General features: G+C 74.1%; 19 protein-coding genes. 8 read left to right on the forward strand and 11 right to left on the reverse strand.

Features of this window, described 5'->3' with window-relative positions; all coding sequences use genetic code 11:
• Positions 1-1,830 (forward strand): glycerophosphodiester phosphodiesterase (locus ACFCY1_RS26845; protein ID WP_375876314.1); only part of this gene is annotated, 1,830 nt, incomplete at its 5' end.
• Positions 1,831-1,989: 159 nt separating this feature from the next.
• On the opposite strand, the gene ACFCY1_RS26850 is transcribed toward ACFCY1_RS26845, so the two are convergent.
• A complete protein-coding gene (locus ACFCY1_RS26850) occupies positions 1,990-4,302 on the reverse strand; it encodes an LPXTG cell wall anchor domain-containing protein (RefSeq protein WP_375876315.1) in 2,313 nt (770 codons plus the stop codon).
• 274 nt (positions 4,303-4,576) lie between these two features.
• Here ACFCY1_RS26850 and ACFCY1_RS26855 point away from each other — a divergent pair, with 274 nt between their 5' ends.
• Positions 4,577-4,750, forward strand: coding sequence for a hypothetical protein (locus tag ACFCY1_RS26855; protein WP_158077773.1), 174 nt, complete (start codon positions 4,577-4,579; stop codon positions 4,748-4,750).
• A 108-nt stretch (positions 4,751-4,858) separates the two neighbouring features.
• On the opposite strand, the gene ACFCY1_RS26860 is transcribed toward ACFCY1_RS26855, so the two are convergent.
• The gene (locus ACFCY1_RS26860; RefSeq protein ID WP_375876316.1) at positions 4,859-7,705 is read right to left on the reverse strand and encodes an AAA family ATPase; all 2,847 of its coding nucleotides are present in this window, start codon (positions 7,703-7,705) and stop codon (positions 4,859-4,861) included.
• A 369-nt stretch (positions 7,706-8,074) separates the two neighbouring features.
• Between ACFCY1_RS26860 and ACFCY1_RS26865 the strand changes: the two genes are divergently transcribed.
• Both ACFCY1_RS26865 and ACFCY1_RS26870 read left to right on the forward strand, forming a co-directional pair.
• Positions 8,075-8,353: a hypothetical protein gene (locus ACFCY1_RS26865; RefSeq protein ID WP_375876317.1), complete on the forward strand. Its 279-nt coding sequence runs from the start codon at positions 8,075-8,077 to the stop codon at positions 8,351-8,353.
• A 167-nt stretch (positions 8,354-8,520) separates the two neighbouring features.
• The gene (locus ACFCY1_RS26870; protein WP_375876318.1) at positions 8,521-9,369 is read left to right on the forward strand and encodes an alpha/beta fold hydrolase; all 849 of its coding nucleotides are present in this window, start codon (positions 8,521-8,523) and stop codon (positions 9,367-9,369) included.
• 120 nt (positions 9,370-9,489) lie between these two features.
• Here ACFCY1_RS26870 and ACFCY1_RS26875 read toward each other — a convergent pair whose 3' ends face one another.
• Both ACFCY1_RS26875 and ACFCY1_RS26880 read right to left on the reverse strand, forming a co-directional pair.
• Positions 9,490-10,089 (reverse strand): RICIN domain-containing protein, encoded by a 600-nt coding sequence (locus tag ACFCY1_RS26875; RefSeq protein WP_375876319.1) that lies wholly within the window; start codon positions 10,087-10,089, stop codon positions 9,490-9,492.
• 23 nt (positions 10,090-10,112) lie between these two features.
• Positions 10,113-10,718, reverse strand: coding sequence for a ricin-type beta-trefoil lectin domain protein (locus ACFCY1_RS26880; protein WP_375876320.1), 606 nt, complete (start codon positions 10,716-10,718; stop codon positions 10,113-10,115).
• A 113-nt stretch (positions 10,719-10,831) separates the two neighbouring features.
• Here ACFCY1_RS26880 and ACFCY1_RS26885 point away from each other — a divergent pair, with 113 nt between their 5' ends.
• On the forward strand, positions 10,832-11,812 hold the full coding sequence (locus ACFCY1_RS26885; protein ID WP_375876321.1) for a helix-turn-helix domain-containing protein: 981 nt from the start codon (positions 10,832-10,834) through the stop codon (positions 11,810-11,812).
• 98 nt (positions 11,813-11,910) lie between these two features.
• Here the strand turns inward: ACFCY1_RS26885 and ACFCY1_RS26890 are convergent, their stop codons facing one another.
• From ACFCY1_RS26890 to ACFCY1_RS26905, 4 genes are all read right to left on the reverse strand, one after another.
• Complete coding sequence (locus ACFCY1_RS26890) at positions 11,911-13,083, reverse strand: methyltransferase domain-containing protein (protein WP_375876322.1); 1,173 nt, start codon at positions 13,081-13,083, stop codon at positions 11,911-11,913.
• Between the two features lie 3 nt (positions 13,084-13,086).
• The gene (locus tag ACFCY1_RS26895; RefSeq protein ID WP_181970350.1) at positions 13,087-13,245 is read right to left on the reverse strand and encodes a hypothetical protein; all 159 of its coding nucleotides are present in this window, start codon (positions 13,243-13,245) and stop codon (positions 13,087-13,089) included.
• Between the two features lie 138 nt (positions 13,246-13,383).
• Entirely contained in the window at positions 13,384-14,226 is an 843-nt protein-coding gene (locus ACFCY1_RS26900; protein WP_375876323.1) for a helix-turn-helix domain-containing protein, read from the reverse strand.
• Entirely contained in the window at positions 14,223-14,975 is a 753-nt protein-coding gene (locus ACFCY1_RS26905) for a DUF6879 family protein (RefSeq protein ID WP_375876324.1), read from the reverse strand. The genes ACFCY1_RS26900 and ACFCY1_RS26905 overlap by 4 nt, the downstream gene beginning before the upstream one ends.
• 193 nt (positions 14,976-15,168) lie before the next feature.
• Between ACFCY1_RS26905 and ACFCY1_RS26910 the strand changes: the two genes are divergently transcribed.
• On the forward strand, positions 15,169-16,014 hold the full coding sequence (locus tag ACFCY1_RS26910) for a helix-turn-helix domain-containing protein (RefSeq protein WP_375876325.1): 846 nt from the start codon (positions 15,169-15,171) through the stop codon (positions 16,012-16,014).
• A 119-nt stretch (positions 16,015-16,133) separates the two neighbouring features.
• Here ACFCY1_RS26910 and ACFCY1_RS26915 read toward each other — a convergent pair whose 3' ends face one another.
• The 3 genes from ACFCY1_RS26915 to ACFCY1_RS26925 all read right to left on the reverse strand — a co-directional run bounded on the left by ACFCY1_RS26915 (position 16,134) and on the right by ACFCY1_RS26925 (position 17,463).
• A complete protein-coding gene (locus tag ACFCY1_RS26915; RefSeq protein ID WP_375876326.1) occupies positions 16,134-16,325 on the reverse strand; it encodes a DUF397 domain-containing protein in 192 nt (63 codons plus the stop codon).
• A 90-nt stretch (positions 16,326-16,415) separates the two neighbouring features.
• Positions 16,416-16,607: a DUF397 domain-containing protein gene (locus tag ACFCY1_RS26920; protein WP_117485001.1), complete on the reverse strand. Its 192-nt coding sequence runs from the start codon at positions 16,605-16,607 to the stop codon at positions 16,416-16,418.
• On the reverse strand, positions 16,600-17,463 hold the full coding sequence (locus ACFCY1_RS26925; protein ID WP_117484999.1) for a helix-turn-helix transcriptional regulator: 864 nt from the start codon (positions 17,461-17,463) through the stop codon (positions 16,600-16,602). The genes ACFCY1_RS26920 and ACFCY1_RS26925 overlap by 8 nt, the downstream gene beginning before the upstream one ends.
• Before the next feature lie 268 nt (positions 17,464-17,731).
• On the opposite strand from ACFCY1_RS26925, the gene ACFCY1_RS26930 reads away from it, so the two are divergent.
• Both ACFCY1_RS26930 and ACFCY1_RS26935 read left to right on the forward strand, forming a co-directional pair.
• Positions 17,732-18,097 (forward strand): ATP-binding protein, encoded by a 366-nt coding sequence (locus ACFCY1_RS26930; protein WP_074000926.1) that lies wholly within the window; start codon positions 17,732-17,734, stop codon positions 18,095-18,097.
• Positions 18,097-18,357, forward strand: coding sequence for a hypothetical protein (locus ACFCY1_RS26935; protein ID WP_375876327.1), 261 nt, complete (start codon positions 18,097-18,099; stop codon positions 18,355-18,357). Before ACFCY1_RS26930 ends, ACFCY1_RS26935 begins: the two co-directional genes overlap by 1 nt.
• The last annotated feature ends 210 nt before the right edge of the window (positions 18,358-18,567 follow it).

Here is an 18,567-nt window from a genome sequence, read left to right on the forward strand (position 1 = left end):
GCCCCCGCGGCCGCCGCGGCCGCCGCGGCCGGCGCCGCCCCGGCCCCCGGCGAGGTCGTCCTCGACGAGCACTTCTCCGGCCCCGCCCTGCCGGCCGGCTTCACCGCCGTCGAGGGCGACTGGAAGGTCGAGGGCGGCCGCCTGGTCGGCACCTCCGCCAACTCCGGGCAGCAGAGCCGGATCACCTTCGGCCGCCACCTGGACGACTTCCGCATCGAGGCCACCGCCCGCTTCGAGAGCGTCCAGGACAACGCCCGCTGGACCGCCCTCGGCCTGGACGTCCCCGCGTCCGGCGTCACCCCCTGGTCGATCGCCACCATGCGCACCGGCACCACCGCCGCCAACGGCCTGGAATTCGCCCAGCGCACCCCCGCCAACGTCTGGAACGTCACCAACACCGCCGCGGCCCCCACCGCCGCCGGCACCGGCCGCGACGTGCGCATCGCCGTCGAGGTCCACGGCACCACCGCCCTCTGGATATTCGACGGCAAGGAGGCCCTGCGCACCACCCTGGTCGCCCGCAGCGCCGACGGCGGCCAGGCCCTGGTGGTCAACGGCTCCACGGTCTCCTTCGACGACCTCAAGGTCACCGCGCTCGCCCCCGGCGGCTGGCTGCGCCCGGCCGGCGCGCCGCTGACCGTCTTCGCCCACCGCGGCGCCTCCTCCGCCGCCCCCGAGAACACCCTGCTCTCCGACGAGATCGCCCGCCGCGGCGGCGCCGAGTGGATCGAGAACGACGTCCAGCCCAGCAAGGACGGCGTCCCCTACGTCCTGCACGACGACACCGTCGACCGCACCACCAACGGCAAGGGCCGCATCCGCGACCTGACCGCCGCCCAGATCGACTCCCTGGACGCCGGCTCCTGGTTCGGCCCCGCCTACGCCGGCGCCCGCGTCCCCACCCTGGCCGCCCAGCTGGAGGACCTGCGCACCCGCGGCGGCAGCCTGCTGCTGGAGATCAAGGGCCAGCACAGCCGCGACGAGGTCGCCCGGATCGTCAAGGAGGTCCGCGACCACGGCATGACCGGCCGGGTCTTCGTCCAGAGCTTCGAGGTCGACGCCCTGCGCTACACCCGCGAGCTGGCCCCCGAGCTGCCGCTCGGCCTGCTGCGCGGCGACTTCGACGCCGACCCGGTGGCGGTCGCCCGCGACCTCGGCCTGTCCGCCTACAACCCGTCCGACGCCGGCCTCGCCGCGCGCCCGAACGTGGTGAAGGACCTGCACGCGGCCGGCGTCGCGGTCAACGTCTGGACGGTCGACTCGGCCGCCCGCTGGAAGGCCCTGGACGCCGCCGGCGTCGACGGCGTCATCACCAACCGCCCGGCGGAGCTCGCCGGTTGGAACAGCGCCTGGCTCCAGGGCGGCGCCCCCGTCCGGCCCGCCGCGCCCACCGTGGCGATCACCTCCCCGGCCGCCGGCGCCACCCTGGACCGCGCCGCGCGGCCGGTGACCGCCGTCCAGTCCACCGGCGCCGACACCGTCCGCCTCACCCTGGACGGCAAGGAGCTGGCGCCCGGCACCGCCCTGGACGCCACCGCCCTCCCGCTCGGCGGGCACACCCTGCGCGCCGAGGCCACCGGCCCCGGCGGCCGCGCCGAGACCACCACCGCGTTCACCGTCGCCGCCACCCCCACCGGCCTGGCCGCCCTGGTGCTGACCTCCGGCGCCGACCGCAACGCCGTCGCCACCCTGACCACGATGCTCGGCCAGGGCCAGTACCGGCCGCTCGCCGCCTGGGCCGAGGACCAGGCCGGCCGCGGCGTCGTCGCCGACCGGGCCGGCCTGATCGCCGCCGACGCCCGCGCCCTGGACACCGCCCCGCGCGGCTGACCGGCGCCCCGGCCCCGTACCGCCCCGGCCCCGCACCGCCCCCGTCGGCGGTGCGGGGCCGCGGCGTGCCCGGTGGCGGACGACAGCACGGGGCCGCGCCCACGCGGGGGGCGTGGGCGCGGCCGTGGGGTCGTGCGGGTGCGGGCGCGGGTGCGGGGCTCAGCGGGTGCGGCGGCTCCTGCGCAGCAGGAGCAGGCCCGTCGCGACGGCGCCGAGCGCGGCGAGGCCGACGAAGGGCAGGACCGTGGCCGCGTTGCTCCCGGTCTCGGGCAGCTGGCCGCCGTGGCCGGGCGGCGGAGTGTGGGTCGGGCTCGGGCTCGGCTGCGGCGAGGTCGTCGGGCCGGGGCTCGGCGAGGACGTCGGGCTCGGGCTGGGCGACGGGCTCGGCGACGGGCTCGGGCTGGGCACGGTGACCGGGACCTCGGTGCGGCAGCGCGCGTCGGTCGAGCCCTGCGCGCAGTTGTTCGCGTAGGTGGTGGAGGTGACGGCGTTGCGCAGCACCGCGTCGGCGGTCAGCGTGGAGCGCACGGTGACGGAGTAGGTGATGGTCGCGGTGGCCCCGACCGGCAGGTCCCCGCTCCAGGTCAGCGTGGTGCCGGAGACCTGGACCTGGCCGCGGTCGGCGGCGGCGTCGTTGCCGTAGGCGGCGGAGTTCAGCACGCCGGCCAGGTCGTCGGTGAGGGTGACACCGGGGGCGTCGACCTGGCTGGTGTTGGTGACCTGGATCCGGTAGCGGACGGTGTCACCGGGCTTGGCGGTGGTGGGGGCGGCCGTCTTGAGGACGGTGTAGCCGGGCACCGCGGCCACGGTGTTGCGCACGGTGTTGCTGGTGCGCTCCTGGGCCCGCCGGGTCTGGCTGCCCTCGAAGCGCAGGGTGGCGGTGTCGTCGAGGTGGGTGCCGACGGCGGTCGAGGCGTCGACGGTCACCTGGAAGGCGACGTTGGCCTCGGCGCCCGGGGGCAGGTCGGGGACGGTGCAGGTGACGGTCTGCCCGCCGGCCTGGCAGGCCGGGTTGGAGGCGGGGACGAAGGTGGTGCCCGCCGGGATCGTGTCGGTCAGGGTGACGCCGGTCGCGGTGTCGAGGTCCGTGCTGCTGCCGTCCTGGCGGCGGTTGGCCACCGAGAAGGTGTAGGTGATGGTCTCGCCGGGGCCGACCAGGCCGGGCGGGTTGTCGTCGGGGCTGCCCGGCGGGGTGTTGGCCTTGGTGATCCGCAGGTCGGGTTCGAGGGCGTCGAGGGCGAGCCAGGCGGCCTGCGGCTCCAGGGCGTCGCCGGCGCCGCTGATCCGGACCAGGGCCTGCTCGCTGCCGGCCGGGATCTTGCCGGTGACGTCGATCATCCGGGCGTCGTAGCCGTAGTTGTTGACCGGGTCGGGGTCGCGGGTGGTGATGTTGGTGCCGGTGCCGTCCGCGGCGACGTGGTCGATCCGGCTGGTGAACGCGTTGTCGGTGCCGACCCCGTTGGGGCCGGGCATCGGCAGGAGGGTCAGGTTCTCCGGCGTGGAGCCGACCGCCAGGGTGTCCCCGGCGATCGGCGCGTCGCCGTCGCCCACGGTGATCCCCATGGTGGCCCGCGGGGCCGTGGTGGCGGGGGTGCGGATGCCGCCGAGCGTCAGCGTGGTCGAGTTGTCGGGGTCGCGCAGCAGCTGGTAGCCGTCCCAGACCTGGAGGTAGCGCAGCGGCTCGGCCTGGTCCTCGTACGCGACGACCAGCGACCAGCCGCCCCAGCAGCCGACGTTGTTGCCGCCGTAGTTCTGCGCGGAGGAGCGGCCGGCGCACGCCTGGATGTCGGCGACGGTGTAGCTGCCCGGGCCGGCGGCCCGGACCTCGGCCGTCACGTCCTTGACCGCCCCGCCGGCCAGCAGGGGCTCCGGCGGGTTCCCGCCGACCTTCTGGTCGAACCAGTCGTAGGTGTCCGCGGTCACCTGCTGGTAGCCGCTCGCGCCCGGGACCTTCCAGGACACCTGGTTGCCCTTGTTGATGTCCCCGGAGGTGCCGCCCGCGGTACTGGTGTTGGTCGGGTTGAACTGCCAGTACAGCCGGGCGGACAGCACGTTCGCCCCGGCCGGCAGCAGCAGCTGCGCGGAGGCGGCGTTGGGGCCCGGGGCGTTCGGGTCGACCTTGATGAACTTGGTCCGGCCGTTGTTCGAGCCCTCGGTGTCCGAGCAGACCGTGCCGTCGCTGTCGTCGCAGGTCAGCACCGAGTTGGAGGCCATCGTGAGGTTGCCGTGCGCCAGCAGGTCGACCACCGGGTCCGGGCCGATCGGCCGCTGCGTCCCGGCCCCGCGCGGCTTCGGCGCGGCGGCCTCGGCGGCCCTGGCCGCCGGTTTCGCGGCCGCCCGGGCGTGCCCGGTGTGCGGCGCCCCCGCGGCGAGCGGCGGCGCCAGGGCCGCGGCGCCCGCACCGAGCACCACCGCCAGCAGCGCGGACAGGACGTGCGGTGGACGCGGCCGCAGCCGTCGGACAGGTGACACGGGAACCTCGCTGTCGGGAGGCGACACGGACAGCAGAACCTCGTACCTGCGCCGGCGGGAATCGAAGCCTGACGGGTGGTTTCTTCACCCGCCCGGGTCAGCACCGGTGGCCGGACGGCCCGGGGTGTGCCGTCCGCCGGTCCGGGGGAGCGGTGGGTACCCAGGATTCGGTACGGGGGATTGGGTAGCGGTACGCATTGTTCCCGCCCCGGCCCAGCCGGTTTCCTGGAACCCGCCCAAGCCGACGACCCCTCACCCCCCGGAGGTCGCCCCCATGACCCGTCGCGAACGCCTGCGGCTCTACGCCGACGCGCACTTCACCGCCCCGGACCCCGGACTGGTCCTGCCCGCCCGCCGCAGCGGCAGCGGCCTGCGCCGCCCGGGCCTGGCCCGCCTCGCCCGGCTCTCCCGGCTCGTCGAGCGCGCCGGCCACCACCGGCACGGCTGACCGGCCACCCACCCACCACCGGCACGGCCGACCGTCCACCCACCGGCACGGCCGACACCACGGACAGGGTCCCGCCTCTTGAGGGAGCGGGCGGGACCCCCTTTTTCCTCAGGAGGCCCCGTCCTCCGCGGCCAGCGCCTCGCCCAGCCCCGCCCGGCCCACCCCCAGCTTGCGCAGCGCGCTCGCCACGTGGTGCTCGACCGTACGGGTCGACAGGAACAGCGCCCGGGCGATGTCCTGGTTCGCCGCGCCCTGCGCGGCCAGCGCCGCGACCTGCCGCTCGCGCGGCGACAGCCGCTCGCCGTAGCCGCGCCGCCCCGGCGAGGCCGCCCGCCCCAGGCCCAGCTCGCGCCGCAGCCGCTGGCAGCGGGCCGCGTCCCAGGCCGCGCCCAGCGCCAGGTAGGCCCGCTCGGCGGCGCCGATCAGCTCCCCGGCCGCCGCCCGGTCGACCCCCGCCGACACCGCGGCGGCCCGCTCCTCGGCCCGCGCCGCCTCGTACGGACGCCCGATCTCCCGCCACAGCCCGGCACAGCGCACGAACTCCGCGCCCGCGCCCGCCGGGTCGCCCCCGTCGGCCAGCAGCAGGCCCCGGGCGAAGGCCAGCGCCGCCAGGGGGGCCGGCGCGTCCCGGCCCTCCAGGCCCGCCCCCGCCTGCCCGGCCAGCTCCGCCGCGCCCGCCCGGTCGCCCCCGGCCAGCAGCACCTCCACCGCCACCGGCAGCAGCTCCGCCGCCCGCGGCCAGGCCCCCGCCGCGCGCAGGGTGTCCAACGCCGGCGCGACCACTGCCGCCGCCCGCGCGACGTCCCCCTCCGCCAGCAGCAGCGCCGCCGGCCCGGCCGCCACCCGCAGCGCCCCGGTCACCTGCGACTCCCGCTCCCCGTACGGCTCCGCCTCCGCGAACCGGGCGTACGCCACCGCGAGCTGCCCGCGCGCCGCCGCCAGCCGGCCCAGCAGCAGCGCCTGCTCGATGCCGGCCATCGCGAGGTCGGGGAACTCGGCGCCCAGCGCGGCCAGCCGCTCCTCCAGCCCCTCCCACCGCCCGGCCAGCCCGTCCAGCCGCGCCAGCGCGATCCGGCTGTAGCACTCCAGGTACGGGATCGCCGCCTGCCGGGCCAGCCGCCGGCTCTCCTCCAACAGCCGCGCGGCCCGCCGGTCGTGGCCCAGCTCGACGGCGATCTCGCCCACGTTGTACAGCGCCCGGGTGGTCTGCCGGACGATCTCCGGCCGCTCCGAGCTGCGCGGCAGCGCCTCCAGCCGCTCCCACACCGACGGGTCGCCCTCGCGGGCCAGGAAGGTTAGCCGGGTGGCCCGTACGGCCGCCGCGACCTCCTCGTCCGGGCTCGCGGCCAGGACCCGCTCGGCCCGCTCCAGCCACTGCCAGGCGCGCTCGCCGGCGCCGTCGCGCTCGTTCATGGCCAGCGCCACCATCGCCCGGGCCGCCCGGTCCGGGCGCTGCTCCAGCTCCTCCAAGGACTCCTCGATCCGGTCGAAACCGGCCCGGTCCCCGCCGTGCACGGCCATCAGGAAGCCCAGCGACAGCCGGATCTCGCCCCGGTCGGGCACCGGCAGCCGCGGATCGGCGATGATCGCGGTCAGCGTCGCGGCGCTCGCCAGCGAGTCCACCCCGTCGGCGGCGATCCGCGCCAGCGCCAGCGCCGCCCGCCCGCGCCGGCGCGGGTCCAGGTCCGGCTCGTCCAGCAGCCGGCGCAGCAGCGGCCCGGCACTGCCGCTGTCCCCGAGCGCCACCGCCTGGTCGGCGGCGGCCTCCGCCACCTCCTGCCAGGCCGCCCGGTCGCCCAGCGCCAGGGTGTGGTGGGCGATCTGCACCAGCGGCCTCGGCTCGCGCGCGCCCAGCGCCGCCACCGCGCGCCGGTGCAGGGCGCCGCGCCGCGGCCCGGGCAGCCGCCGGTAGGCCACCTGCTGCGCCAGGACGTGCCGGAAGCCGTACCGGGCCAGCGGCTTCTCGTTGAGCACCGCCGCCCGCAGCGCCTCGGTCAGGCCGTCCGCCGCGGCCTGCGCGTCGAGGCCGGCCACGGCGGCGAGCAGCTCCTCCCCGGCCGGCACGCCGAGCACCGCGGCCGCGCAGGCGATCGCGGCCGCGTCCGGGGACAGCACGGCCAGCCGCTCGGTGACGGCGTCGCGCAGGCCGCGCGGCACCTCGGACTGCTCCAGGTCGGCGGCCAGGTCCGCGGCGGTGGTCAGCGCGTCCGCGCCGCGCCGCTCGCCCAGCGTGATCAGGTCCTCCTCGGCGACCAGCGGCAGGCCCTCGCTGCGCTCGAACAGCACCCGGGTGAGGGCCGCGGTCGCGCGCGGGCCGAGCGCGGCCCGGGCCAGCTCGTGCACCTCGGCCTCGGCGAGCGGGGACAGCCGCAGCAGCGCGCCGCCCACCCCGGCCGGGCGCCGGTAGGCGGCGCCGAGGACGGGGGTGTCCGGCGGCAGGTCCTCGGCCCGGTAGGTGAGCACCAGGGCCAGGCCGGGCGGCACGTCCCGGGCCAGCAGCAGGAGCAGCTCGCGGGTCGCGTCGTCCACCCAGTGCAGGTCCTCGACGACCAGGACGGTCTCGCCGAGCGCGCCCAGCAGCGCCCGCACCGCCTGGACCAGCAGCCGCAGCCCCGGCGGGCCCTCGCCGGGGGCGCCCGGGGGAGGGGGCGGGAGCCGGTCGGCGAGGTCCGGCAGCAGCGGGCGCAGCGCCCCGGCACTGGCCGGGATGCGGTCCGCGGGCGGCAGGAATGGGCCGACGCCGCGCAGCGCGTCCACCACCGGGCCGAAGGGCAGCGGCTCGCGCAGCGGGTGGCAGAAGCCGGTCAGCACCCGGCGGCCCGCGGCGGCGGCCCGGGCCGCGGCCTCGGCCACCAGGCGGGACTTGCCCAGGCCGGCCTCGCCCTCGATCAGGACGACGGCGGGCGGGCGGAGCATGGAGTCGGTGAGACGGTCCAGTTCAGGTTGACGTCCCACGAACGCGAATCCGGCGCCGGGCGATCCCGGCTCGACCGGCCGGCTCACGGCCGTCCGGCGAGTTCACGTGCGCGGCGCTCGCCGAGGAGGGGTGCGAAGGCCATGGGCACATCATGCCGTGGCCGCGCCCGGGGCTCGCCGCCGGGGCGCCGTCGCCGCCGCCTGCCTCCCACCCCGGCCCCCACCCGCAACCCAGGCCCCCTCGCCCCCACCCGGTCCTGTCCGGCCCGCTCCGGCGGGGCCCCGGGCGCCACCCGTGCCCCGGCCGTCCCGGGGTGCTGCCCACGGCAGCCGGCGGCGGTCCGGTACGTTGACGAACCGTCAGTTCGTGGTCCCGGACGGCATGTTCGCGAAGGCGGAGGAACCGGAATGATCGACAGGCGCACCTTCACCAGGGCCGTCGGACTCGGCGCGGGCACCACCGCGCTGTCCCTGGCCGCCCTGCCACCGGCCGCCGGGGCCGCCGGGGTTGCCGGGGTTGCCGCCCCCGCTGGTCCGGCCGGGTCCCCCGTGCCCGGCCGGACCGGCTTCTCCCGCCTGGCCCGGGTCCGGGCAGGCGTGCTCGATGTCGGCTACGCCGAGGACGGGCCGGCCGACGGCCCCGCCGTGATCTGCCTGCACGGCTGGCCGTACGACATCCACAGTTAGGGCCTGTCTTCACACTCGCGTCTGCGGGGCGACGCTCCCCCAGCCTTCGGCCGGGAGGTACCCCCAGGGCACAAGCGCACCTCGCCGCGTTGTCGTCGGTCGCCAATGGCCCCCAGCCTTCGGCCGGGAGGTGCCCCCACCGCAGTGGCTCCCTCCTCCGCCTTGCGATGCACGCACCCCAACGCCGCCCCGCCCGCCCTCCGGGCGGACGACGGGAGTTTGAAGACAGGCCCTACATCGACGTCGCCCCGCTGCTCGCCGCCCGGGGCTACCGCGTGATCGTCCCCTACCTGCGCGGCCACGGCAGCACCCGCTTCCTGTCCGAGCGCACGGTGCGCAACGCCCAGCAGTCCGCCGTCGCCCTCGACGTGCTCGCCCTGATGGACGCGCTGGGCGTCCGGCGGGCCGTGCTGGCCGGCTTCGACTGGGGCTCGCGCACCGCCGACGTCATCGCCGCGCTGTGGCCCGAGCGGGTCAGGGCCCTGGTCTCGGTCGGCGGCTACCTGATCACCGACGTCGAGGCGCAGAAGGAGCCGCTGGCACCCGCCGCCGAGCACACCTGGTGGTACCAGTTCTACTTCGCCACCGAACGCGGGCGCCTCGCCATGGAGGACCGGGACAGGCGCCGCGAGCTGTGCCGCCTGGTGTGGCGGCAGGTCTCGCCGACCTGGGCCTTCGACGACGCCGTCTTCGAGCGCACCGCCGCCGCCTTCGACAACCCCGACTACGCGGCGATCGTCATCCACAACTACCGCTGGCGCCTGGGCCTGGCCGACGGTGAGCGCCGCTACGACGAGCTGGAGCACCGGCTCGCCGCCCGCCCCCGGATCGCCGTGCCCACCGTCACCCTCGACCCCGGCCGCGACCCCTTCACCGCCCCCGGCGACGGCGCCTCCTACCGCGACCTCTTCACCGGGCCGTACCTCCACCGCACCCTGCCCGAGGTCGGCCACAACGTGCCCCAGGAGGCACCCGAGGCCTTCGCCCGGGCCGTCTTGGACGCCGACCGCCTCTGACGGACGGGCAGCCGCCCGCCGGGGCTGTGTCGGGCCGGGCCGCGTCGGGCAGGGTCTCGCGGCTTCGTGGGGGAGAAGCCGCGAGACCCGGTCACCGGCGGCCGTCCGGTCGTCCGGCCGTCAACCGGACGTCGTCCACCGCTGCTCGGAGCCGCCGGTGCAGGGCCACTGGACGACCGGGGCGCCCGGCGTCGTGCTCGAACCGCCGACCGCGGCGCACAGGCCGCTCGCCCGGTTGCTGATCTGCGCGAAGCCCGTGTCCGGGTTCGAGCCGAAGTACCAGGTCTGCTCCGGCCCCTTGTCGCAGCCGTACTGGATCAGCTGGACGCCGGCGTTCGGCGAACTCGCCGGATCGGCCAGGCACTTGCCGCTGTTCTTGTTCACGATCTCGTAGCCGCCACCGGAGTTCGGCATCGGGTAGAGGCCCCAGTACTGCTCGGCGCCGCCGTAACAGGACCACTGGATGATCCCGGCCCCGCCCGCCGTGCTCCCGGCCCCGACCGACAGGCAGTGCTGGCTGTTGTAGTTCCAGAGCTCCACGATCTCCCCGTCCCTGACCGAGGGGGACGAGGCCGCGCCGCCCCGCTGCGCCGCGGTCGGCGCCGACGCCGAGGCCGGCGTCGCCCCGACGGCGAACGCGAGCGCGGCGAGGAGCCCGAGGGCCCCCGTGCCGAGCCTCGTCCGGGGGCGGGCCGCTGTGCTGTGGCCACTGGTTGCCATGGGTGGTCTCCTCCGGGTCGGCGTCACGCGGTGCGGATGTCCCACCACTGCTGGGACTGGAAGTTCTTGACCCACAGCTGGGTCTGGGCGCCGTTGCCGGCGACGTTGATGTCGCGGTCCAGCACGGTGTTGTTGCCGTTGTTGTAGCGGACGTTGTAGATGGCCAGGTCCCCGGACGGGTGGTACCACTTCTGCTGGGTGGTGCCGTTGCACTGCCACAGCTGCACCCGGGTGCCGTTGGCGCCGCCGCCGTTGGTGTCGGCGTCCAGGCACATGCCCGGGAACCGCACGTTCCCCAGGCTGCCGTCGGTGGACAGGAACCACTCCTGCTGGGCGGTGCCGTTGCACCCCCACACCTGCACCCGGGTGCCGTTGCCGCCGTTGGTGGCGTCGGCGTCCAGGCACTGGCCGGTGGTCCCCCGGTACAGGCTGTAGATCCGGACATAGAGGCCGGCGGTGAGCGCGCCGGCCTGGGTGCCGGGCGTCTGGCCCTGGCTCCAGGCCACGTGACCGGCACCACCGGTACCACCGGCGGACCCGGCGCCCTGGGCGGACGCCGCGCCGGTGGCGCCGACGACGAGGGCTGCCGTGGCGACGGCGACGGCGGCCAGCTTCTTGTGAACGATCACGGGTCCTGTTCCTCTCGGGGCTGGACTGTGCGGTGAATCCAGCAAACGCCAAGCCGATCGACCGATCGAATGATTCGATTTCTTTCGAAGGGGCTGGCGAAGGGGGAACGCTCGTGATCCGGATCCGCCTGGGGGCCCGGGGGTTGGGGGGCGTCAGGTTCGCGGTCTCACCGGTGGGCGCGGCGAAGGACCTGCTGCGCCTCGTCGGCTTCAGCCCGGGCACGCTCACCCCGCAGTGGCGGGCCAGGGCGACGGAGGCGCTGTCCCGCAACCGGCTGGGGCTGCTGGCCGTGGTCGGCGGGGGCGGTCCGCTCGGGTACGCGCCGGACTTCATCCGGCCGGAGCCCCCGGCGTTCCTGACCGACATCGACACGGCGCTGCACCAGATCGCGACGACCCCGCAGGAGCGGGTCCACTACGAGCTGGCGGGGGCCGTCAACGGGCACGCGTGGGACCGGGGTTCCGGCCACCCGCCGCCGCGGCAGCTGCTGCGGGCCCTGGAGCGGGGGGAGGAGTACGTCGCGCGCCGCCTCGCCGACGAGATGGCGCGGTTCTGGCACGGGGCACTGGCGACGTCGTGGCCGGGGATCCGGGCCAGGCTGGAGGCCGACGTCACCGCGCGGGCGTCGGAGATCGCCCGGTGCGGGCTCGCCGAGGCGCTCAACCACCTGGCGCCGAACCTGGAGTGGCGCGAGGGCGAGCTGATCGTGCACCTGCGGACGGGCAGCATCCACCGGCTGACGGTGGACGCGGACGGGGTGATCCTGACACCGAGCGTCTTCGTCGACTGGGCGCTGTTCTGCGCGGGCGAGCCGCCCGGCGTGCCGGCCCCGCGCACCCCGCTGATCGTCTACCCGGCCGGGCCGGCGGACTGCCTGGCGCCCGAGCGGGACCACCCGCTGATCGGCGCGATGCGGCGCAGGCTGCTGGCCGAGCTGAGCCAGCCGCGTTCCACGACGGAGCTCGCGCAGCGGCTGTACCTGAGCCCGGCCACGGCCTCGTACCACCTGCAGATCCTCCACCGGGCCGGCCTCGTGAGCCGCACCCGGCAGTCCCGGCACGTCCTCTACCAGCGGCTCGGCGGAGCCGTGTAGACGTACGCCCGATCGCGCCCCCGCCCGGTCGCGCCCCCGCCCGGGGGAGGGCGCGGGGCGCGGAGTGGGAAGTCGGCCGGGCCGACTTCCCACTCCGGTCAGTGCGGCGCCGGTACGGGGTTGTCCGGCCTGTCCAGCCACACCGTCTGCCCCTCGGGCGTGGCGGTGAGCCCGAACCGCTCGAAGCCGGGCTGCCCCCGGCGACGCCACCAGCGCCAGGCCGCCTCCACCTCGTCCCACAGGCCGCGGGGGCCGGACTGCACCACCTCGTAGGCGGTCCGGCCGGGCTCCCAGTCGGCGGTGGCCCAGGACGTGACGGCCGTGTCGTGGAGCCACAGCGTGTACGTGCCGTCGGCGTACCGCTCGGTCAGCGGGAACGCGCCGGGCACCTGCACGCCGATGGCGAACATGGCCGGCCACCCGCCGACGGCGTCGGGGGAGAGGGCCGTCGACGAGACCGCCCCGTCGGCCGGCCACGGCCCGGACAGGTACTCCAGGCTGCCGGGCCGAACGGTCCGCTGCCGGCGCAGCCGCATGAAGGCGGACGACCTGACGAACCGGCCGCTCGCCGTGCCGTCGTCGCCGACCGTGAGCCGGACGACGGCCTCCCCGCCGTACTCGGGCGCCCACGGGGCGACGATCACAGCGCCGGGCCGGGACTGCTCGATCCAGGCGTACGGAATCCGGTGGACCGAACAGGTGGCGATCACCCGGTCGAACGGCGGGCCGTCGGCGAAGCCCTCCGAGCCGTCGCCCACCACGAGCCGGGGCCGGTACCCGGCGCGGGCGAGCCGGTGCCGTGCGGCGGCCGCGCTGTCCTCGTCCACCTCCACCGAGACGACGTTCCCGGCCCCCGCGCGGTGGGAGAGCAGAGCGGCGTTCCACCCGGTGCCGGTGCCGATCTCCAGCACCCGGTCGCCGTCCGCCACGCCCAGGGCGGCGAGCATGGAGAACACCATCGTCGGCATGGAGTTGGACGAGGTGGGCACGGTGCCGCGGTCGAACCCGCTGTGCTCGCCGTCGTCCCACTGCGTGGTGAGCGGCGCGTCGGAGTAGACGGCGCCCAACCACCCGTCCGGATCGGCGAAGCGGTGCACGGACTCGCCCTGGCGCACCCCGTCCGCCCGGCCCGGCCAGATCAGGTCAGGGACGAACCAGTGGCGCGGAACGGCGTGGTACGACGCCAGCCAGTCGGGGGCGAGGGACCCGTTCGCGATGAGCGCGGAGGCCAGCCTGGCCCGGCCGGCCTCCGCTTCGTGCCGGTCGCTCACGCGTCAGTGCCCGGACGCCGGGCCGCTGCCGTCCGAGGTGTTCCCGCCCTCGTCGCTGCCGCCGCCACCGTGCTTGTTGCCGCTGCTGGAGTCGTCCTGCTGACCGCCGCCCTGGCCGTTGCCCTGGCCGCCACCGTGCTTGCCACCGTCGAACTCGGGCATGCGCTTCCCCTTTTTGCTGTCGGTCGACTCCCGTGCCGCTCACGGGTGTCAGTGAGCACGTTAGGCGTGTCCGATGCGAGGGCGGGCGCGTGATTCTCGGGTATTCGAGCCGCTGGGAGCGGAGTTCGCGGGGATTCCTCACCCGTCCCCGAGAGCCCGGCGGCACCGCGCGATGACCCGGTGGGCGTCGGCGCCGTAGACGGCGGAGCCGGCCAGCGTGTCCCAGACGCGCCGGTACAGCGCCACGTTGTCCGGCTGGTCGAGCCAGAGCTCGGCGTGCCAGTCCTCGACGACGACGAGCCGGTCGTCGTGGATCCAGAAGCCGTTGGCCGGCGGCAACCTGAGCGAGGCCTCGAACGGGACGATGCCCAGGGAGACGGTGTCCAGCCCGATCACGCCGCTGAGCCGGTCGAGTTGGGCGGCCATCACGGCCGGGGGGCAGATCAGACCGCGCAGCGCGGATTCCCACATGACGATGTGGTACTTCCGGCCCGGCCGGTACAGGCTCTCCTGCCGTTGGACGCGGGCGCGTACGGCTTCCTCGACGTCGCGCGGTGACCGGTGGAGGTCGACGAAGGCGCTGAAGACGTGCCGGGCGTAGTCGGGTGTCTGGAGCAGGCCGACGATCGTGGAGTTCTGCCATGCGCGCATGACCGTCGAGCGGTCGTGCTCGGCGGTCAGCGTGTCCTGCACCGGCTTGTGCCCGGCGGCCAACTGCCGCCGCCAGGAACGGGTCCCTGACTCGAAGGCGCGCAGCCTCGCCGACAGCTCGGCCGCCGCTCCGGGCTGCCCGACGCCTTCGGCCCACGCCTTGAGGTCGTCGTGGGTGGCCGTCTGCCGGCCGGTCTCCAGCTTGCTGACCTTGGACTGCGTCCAGCCCAGCCGGTCGGCCAGTTGCCGACCAGTGAGACCGCCCTCGGCGCGCAGCTCACGGAGCCGCAGGCCGAGGGCGGTTCTGGCGTGCTGGAAGTCGGTGCTCACATGCCGGACGGTACCCCAGCGGCGAACTCGCGGTGCGGGGTGGCGTAGTGCCAGGCGGCGTCCCGCTCCTGGCAGGCGCGGGCCACCTTCACCGGGTCGGTGATCACCTCGATCTCGGTGATGTCGTCCTCGGCGTCGAAGTGCAGCAGGGCGAGGTAGCGCGAGTCGAACAGCCAGGCGTCCTCCGCCGGGAGGCCGAGCCGCTCGGCGTCGGCACGCCACAGGTAGCGGATGTCCTCGCCGACCAGGCCGTTCCGCTCGGAGTTGTTGAGCAGGTACCGCTGCCCGACGGTGGGCGGGTTGTCCATGATGCGCACCCGCTCGAACCGCTTGCCCAGGTCCGACTGTTCGCGGCGCGTGCGGCACCAGGGGTGGTCCAGGTCCCATGCGGGGGCCTGTCCGGCCACGAACTGCTGGTAGGTCTCGGACTCCTCGTCCGACCGGTAGCGGCGGCGGGTCTCCAGCCGGAAGGCCGTGTGCTGGAAGGTCGTGAACATCTCCTCGAACTCGTCGTAGCCGACCAGCACGCGTTCGCGGTCCACGTCGCGCGGCGCGAAGTCGGCGAGCAGCGTGCGCGGCACGGTCACGAATCCCTCGCCGGGCTTGACGGCGCGGAGTTGGGCGATCTCGTCGGGATCGGTCACCAGGTCTCCCTGCACGATCACCTCCCCGGTGTCCGCGTCCTCGTAGAGCGTCGGGCATCCGTTGTTGTCCGAGGTGCTCCCGATGTACCGCAGTCGTCGGCTCATGGCCACTCCCCTCGAAGTCGATCAGGCTGACTCAGGATGCCCGGAGGATCACGTGGAGTGAGTGATGATTCTCGAATATTCTCCTGCGGTGGGAGGTTGGTGTGGTGCTCCCTCGCGCCTGCCGGGCCCGTGACGCCGCCTGGCACCACGCGGTGCGCTACGCGGAGTTCCGGGCTCAGGTAGTTTCCGTCATGTGAGTACCGACTTTCAGCAGGCACGGGTTGCTCTCGGTGCCCGGATGCGTGAACTCCGCACCGAGAGCGGCTTGTCCGGCCGCGCCCTGGCCGCGTTGTTGGGTTGGCCGCAGTCCAAGGTCAGCACGTTGGAGAACGGAAGGCAGTCGCCCGGCACGGCGGATCTTGTCGCGTGGGCGGAGGCCGTCGGCAAGCCTGACGCCGCTGCCGAACTCGTGGGCCGACTACGGACGCTGGAGACGCAGTACCGGTCGTGGAGGCGCCAGCTCGCGGGTGGCGCGCGACCGGTGCAGGAGGCGCATGCCGCGCAGGGAAGGAAGACCGGGCATCGTCAGTCGTTCGATCCGACTCTCATTCCCGGCCTGCTGCAGACGGCTGAGTACGCTCGGGCGGTCCTCGCCCGGTACACCAGGGTTCATCCCTCGATCCGTGATGTCGAGGCGGCGGTGGCGGCTCGGATGGAGCGCCAGAGGGTGCTCGCCGATCGCTCGCGTTCGTTCCACTTCCTGGTGTGGGAAGGGGCGCTCCTGTCCCGTCTCTGCTCGCCGGCCGTGATGGCCGCCCAGATGAGGGCTTTGATGCCGTGGCTGGCGGGTGGGAACGTCCGGTTGGGAATCGTTCCTTTCGAAGCCGATCTGCACGTGCCTGCGGGAGTCGGGTTCTCGATCCATGACGGCACGTTGGTGATCACCGAGTCCTGGCACGCGGAGATGTGGCTGGACGATCCGGCGGACGTCGCGCTCCACATCCGGGCATGGGACGCGCTGGCGGAGAGCGCCGTGTACGGTCCGGCGGCACACCGGGTGATCGTCAGGTCCTGGCGGGTGCCGCGTGATGATCACTGAGGAAGAAGGTCCCTCTGTCGGCGAACAACGGTCCCCGGCGCCGGGGACGACGGCGTCGGAGCGGTTCGGTGGGGTGTCTGCGCAGGAAGTCGGGCGGGCCGACTTCCTGCGCACAGGGTTCAGGCGTGGCGGTCGAACTCGCCGGCTTTGAGGGCGTGGAGGAGGGCGGCGAAGGTGGTGGGGGTGGTGCGGAGGACGAGGTGGCCCTCGTCGGACTCGCGGAGTTCGACTGTGTCGCTGGCCGTACGGACCTCGACGCACTCGTTGGTTGCGCCGCTGTAGCTGGACTTCTGCCAGTTGGACTCTCGCATTGCTGTTCTCCGTTTCTGCCTGGCAGATCGGATGGAGTGTCCTGTTGCGCCCCTCGCCCTGGGGAGGGCGAGGGGCGCGGAGCGGAACCGTCAGGCGTGGTGGTCGAACTCGCCGGCCTTGATGCCGTGGAGGAGAGAGGCGAGGGCGATGGGGGTGGTACGGAGGACGAGGTGGCCCTCGTCGGACTCGCGGAGGTTGACTGCGCCGCCGACCGTACGGACCTCGACGCACTCGTTGTTTGCGGCGCTGTAGCTGGACTTCTGCCACTCTGAACTACGCATACGTATGGTTCACATCCTCCATGACGGATCGAATGAAATCACGTGATCCTTCTTCGGAGAGTGCTGTGGAGTCCAGACGAGAGAAGATCGCCCGGTGCTTGGCCAGGTCTGCTGGGGAGTCGAAGAACAGTGCACCTTGGGTGACGTCCATCTGGATGGTGTCCAACTCGGGGACAGGGCCTTCGGCGAACGTGAGGTTCTCGCCGGAACCGGGGAAGGTGTCGACGGCGAAGGGCACGACGCGGACTGAGATGCCGGGCCGTTCGGAATCGTCGAGCAGTGAACCGAGCTGTCCGATGAGCACCTTGAGGCCACCGAACTGCATCCGAAGTGCAGCCTCGTGGATGAACACCTGGAGGGGGATCGCACCCGAGCGAACGACCTCTTGCCGCTTGAGCCGGAAGGCCGTCCTGGTGTCGATGTCCTGCGGCGGCAGCGGAGGGAAGATCCGGGCGAACACAGCCGAGGCGTAGTCGCTGGTCTGCAGCAGTCCGGGCACGTAGGTGGTCGTGCAGATGGTCAGCCGCTTGGCGCGGTTCTCAAGCTCTGCCACCTCAAGGAAGTCGATGGTCAGGGTGCCACGGTACTTCTCCCACCATCCCTTCTCCCGCTCCAAGGCCATGTCAACGAGGGCGTTGATCAACGGCTGGTTGACGCAGTTGCAGGCCGAGGCGAGGGTCCGCAGGCGCTCGGGGCTGACGCCGATCTTCGCCTTCTCCATCTGCGTCATCTGTCCGGGGCTGATGCCGAGAGTGCGGGCGAGCTGGCTACCACCGAGCTCGGCTTGCTCCCGGATTCTCCGCAGCTCAGAGCCAAGCCGCCGTTGACGGAGGGTCGGATTGGAGCGAAGGGGCATGGCGTCCTTTCTGCCTGTGCTGGGGCCAGTGTGCCGCGCTGGCCACGTGCAGGTCCATCTGAGGGCCACACGATAGAGCGAATTTGTAGGCGTCGGCCTAAAAACTCAGGGAGGGGTGCGCTACGGTCGATCTCACATCGGTCCGACGGATCGTCAGTAACGCCTGCTAGCAAGCACCGCAGAGCAGCCATGTCCTTCTCCACCGGCCTGGCTCACGGCGACACATGTTCCGCCGGTTCCCCCTCACTCACGCCTCGGGAGAACTCCCATGCGTCACATCAACACCCCCACCATCGCGGTCGCGCGGCAGACGCTCCGCAACACCATGACCCGCGTCGGCTGGCCCGCCTCGCCGATCTTCGACGCGCAGCTCGCGCTCTGCGAGCTCCTCGTCAATGCCTGGCGGCACACCGAAACCCCCGCGCCGCTGGTCGAGATCATCTCCGAGGGGGACGTCCTCCGGGTCTCCGTCACGGACGAGAGCCCCGTCCTGCCCTCCGCCCCGCCGCTGTCCCTGCTCGCCGAGTCCGGCCGGGGCCTCCAGCTCGTCGCCGCCCTCACCCACGGCTGGGGTGTCGACCCGCACGAGCGTGCCAAATCCGTCTGGTTCGAGCTGCGGAAGGGCGCCGTCTGATGATCTACCGCCCCGGCCGTCACCCGATGCTGCCGACCGACCCCCGGATCCGCTACTACACCGAGGACCACATCAGCGCCCTCCTGGAGGAAGTCGTGGAGCGGGGGCGCGAGTTCGGCCTGATCTTCCCCTCGATCGGCACCGACCGGACCATGGACGGCCGCGTCCTCGTCCGCTTCAACACGGCGCCGGCGTCAACGCTCCTGAACCTCCTCACCCTGCTCCTCGACGCCGAGCGCAGGACCTCGTGCGATACCTGATCGGGACGGCCTTCGCCGTCCTCCTCGCCCTCGCGACCGCCATCGTCGCCCTGGGCATCGTCACCACCCTCCGCGCGGCCCCGCCCGACGAGGACGCCTGACCCGCCAGCCCCCGCCGCCCACGCGCCGGGGGCTGCGGCACTTCCTTCACGCCCTTGACGGCCCTTCGCCAGTGAGCGGTGTGCATCGTGAAGCGGCAGGTCACGGGCC

Origin of the sequence: Kitasatospora sp. NPDC056273, assembly GCF_042268845.1 — a bacterium.
Lineage (GTDB): Bacteria > Actinomycetota > Actinomycetes > Streptomycetales > Streptomycetaceae > Kitasatospora.

What these genes read in the sequence shown, in the direction of transcription:
- ACFCY1_RS26915 (WP_375876326.1), bottom strand. Translation starts at nt 16,325, where the DNA reads ATGCGAGAGTCCAACTGGCAGAAGTCCAGCTACAGCGGCGCAACCAAC.
- ACFCY1_RS26855 (WP_158077773.1), top strand. Translation starts at nt 4,577, where the DNA reads ATGACCCGTCGCGAACGCCTGCGGCTCTACGCCGACGCGCACTTCACC.
- ACFCY1_RS26925 (WP_117484999.1), bottom strand. Translation starts at nt 17,463, where the DNA reads ATGCCCCTTCGCTCCAATCCGACCCTCCGTCAACGGCGGCTTGGCTCT.
- ACFCY1_RS26895 (WP_181970350.1), bottom strand. Translation starts at nt 13,245, where the DNA reads ATGCCCGAGTTCGACGGTGGCAAGCACGGTGGCGGCCAGGGCAACGGC.
- ACFCY1_RS26870 (WP_375876318.1), top strand. Translation starts at nt 8,521, where the DNA reads ATGCACGCACCCCAACGCCGCCCCGCCCGCCCTCCGGGCGGACGACGG.
- ACFCY1_RS26875 (WP_375876319.1), bottom strand. Translation starts at nt 10,089, where the DNA reads ATGGCAACCAGTGGCCACAGCACAGCGGCCCGCCCCCGGACGAGGCTC.
- ACFCY1_RS26920 (WP_117485001.1), bottom strand. Translation starts at nt 16,607, where the DNA reads ATGCGTAGTTCAGAGTGGCAGAAGTCCAGCTACAGCGCCGCAAACAAC.
- ACFCY1_RS26930 (WP_074000926.1), top strand. Translation starts at nt 17,732, where the DNA reads ATGCGTCACATCAACACCCCCACCATCGCGGTCGCGCGGCAGACGCTC.
- ACFCY1_RS26935 (WP_375876327.1), top strand. Translation starts at nt 18,097, where the DNA reads ATGATCTACCGCCCCGGCCGTCACCCGATGCTGCCGACCGACCCCCGG.
- ACFCY1_RS26865 (WP_375876317.1), top strand. Translation starts at nt 8,075, where the DNA reads ATGATCGACAGGCGCACCTTCACCAGGGCCGTCGGACTCGGCGCGGGC.
- ACFCY1_RS26905 (WP_375876324.1), bottom strand. Translation starts at nt 14,975, where the DNA reads ATGAGCCGACGACTGCGGTACATCGGGAGCACCTCGGACAACAACGGA.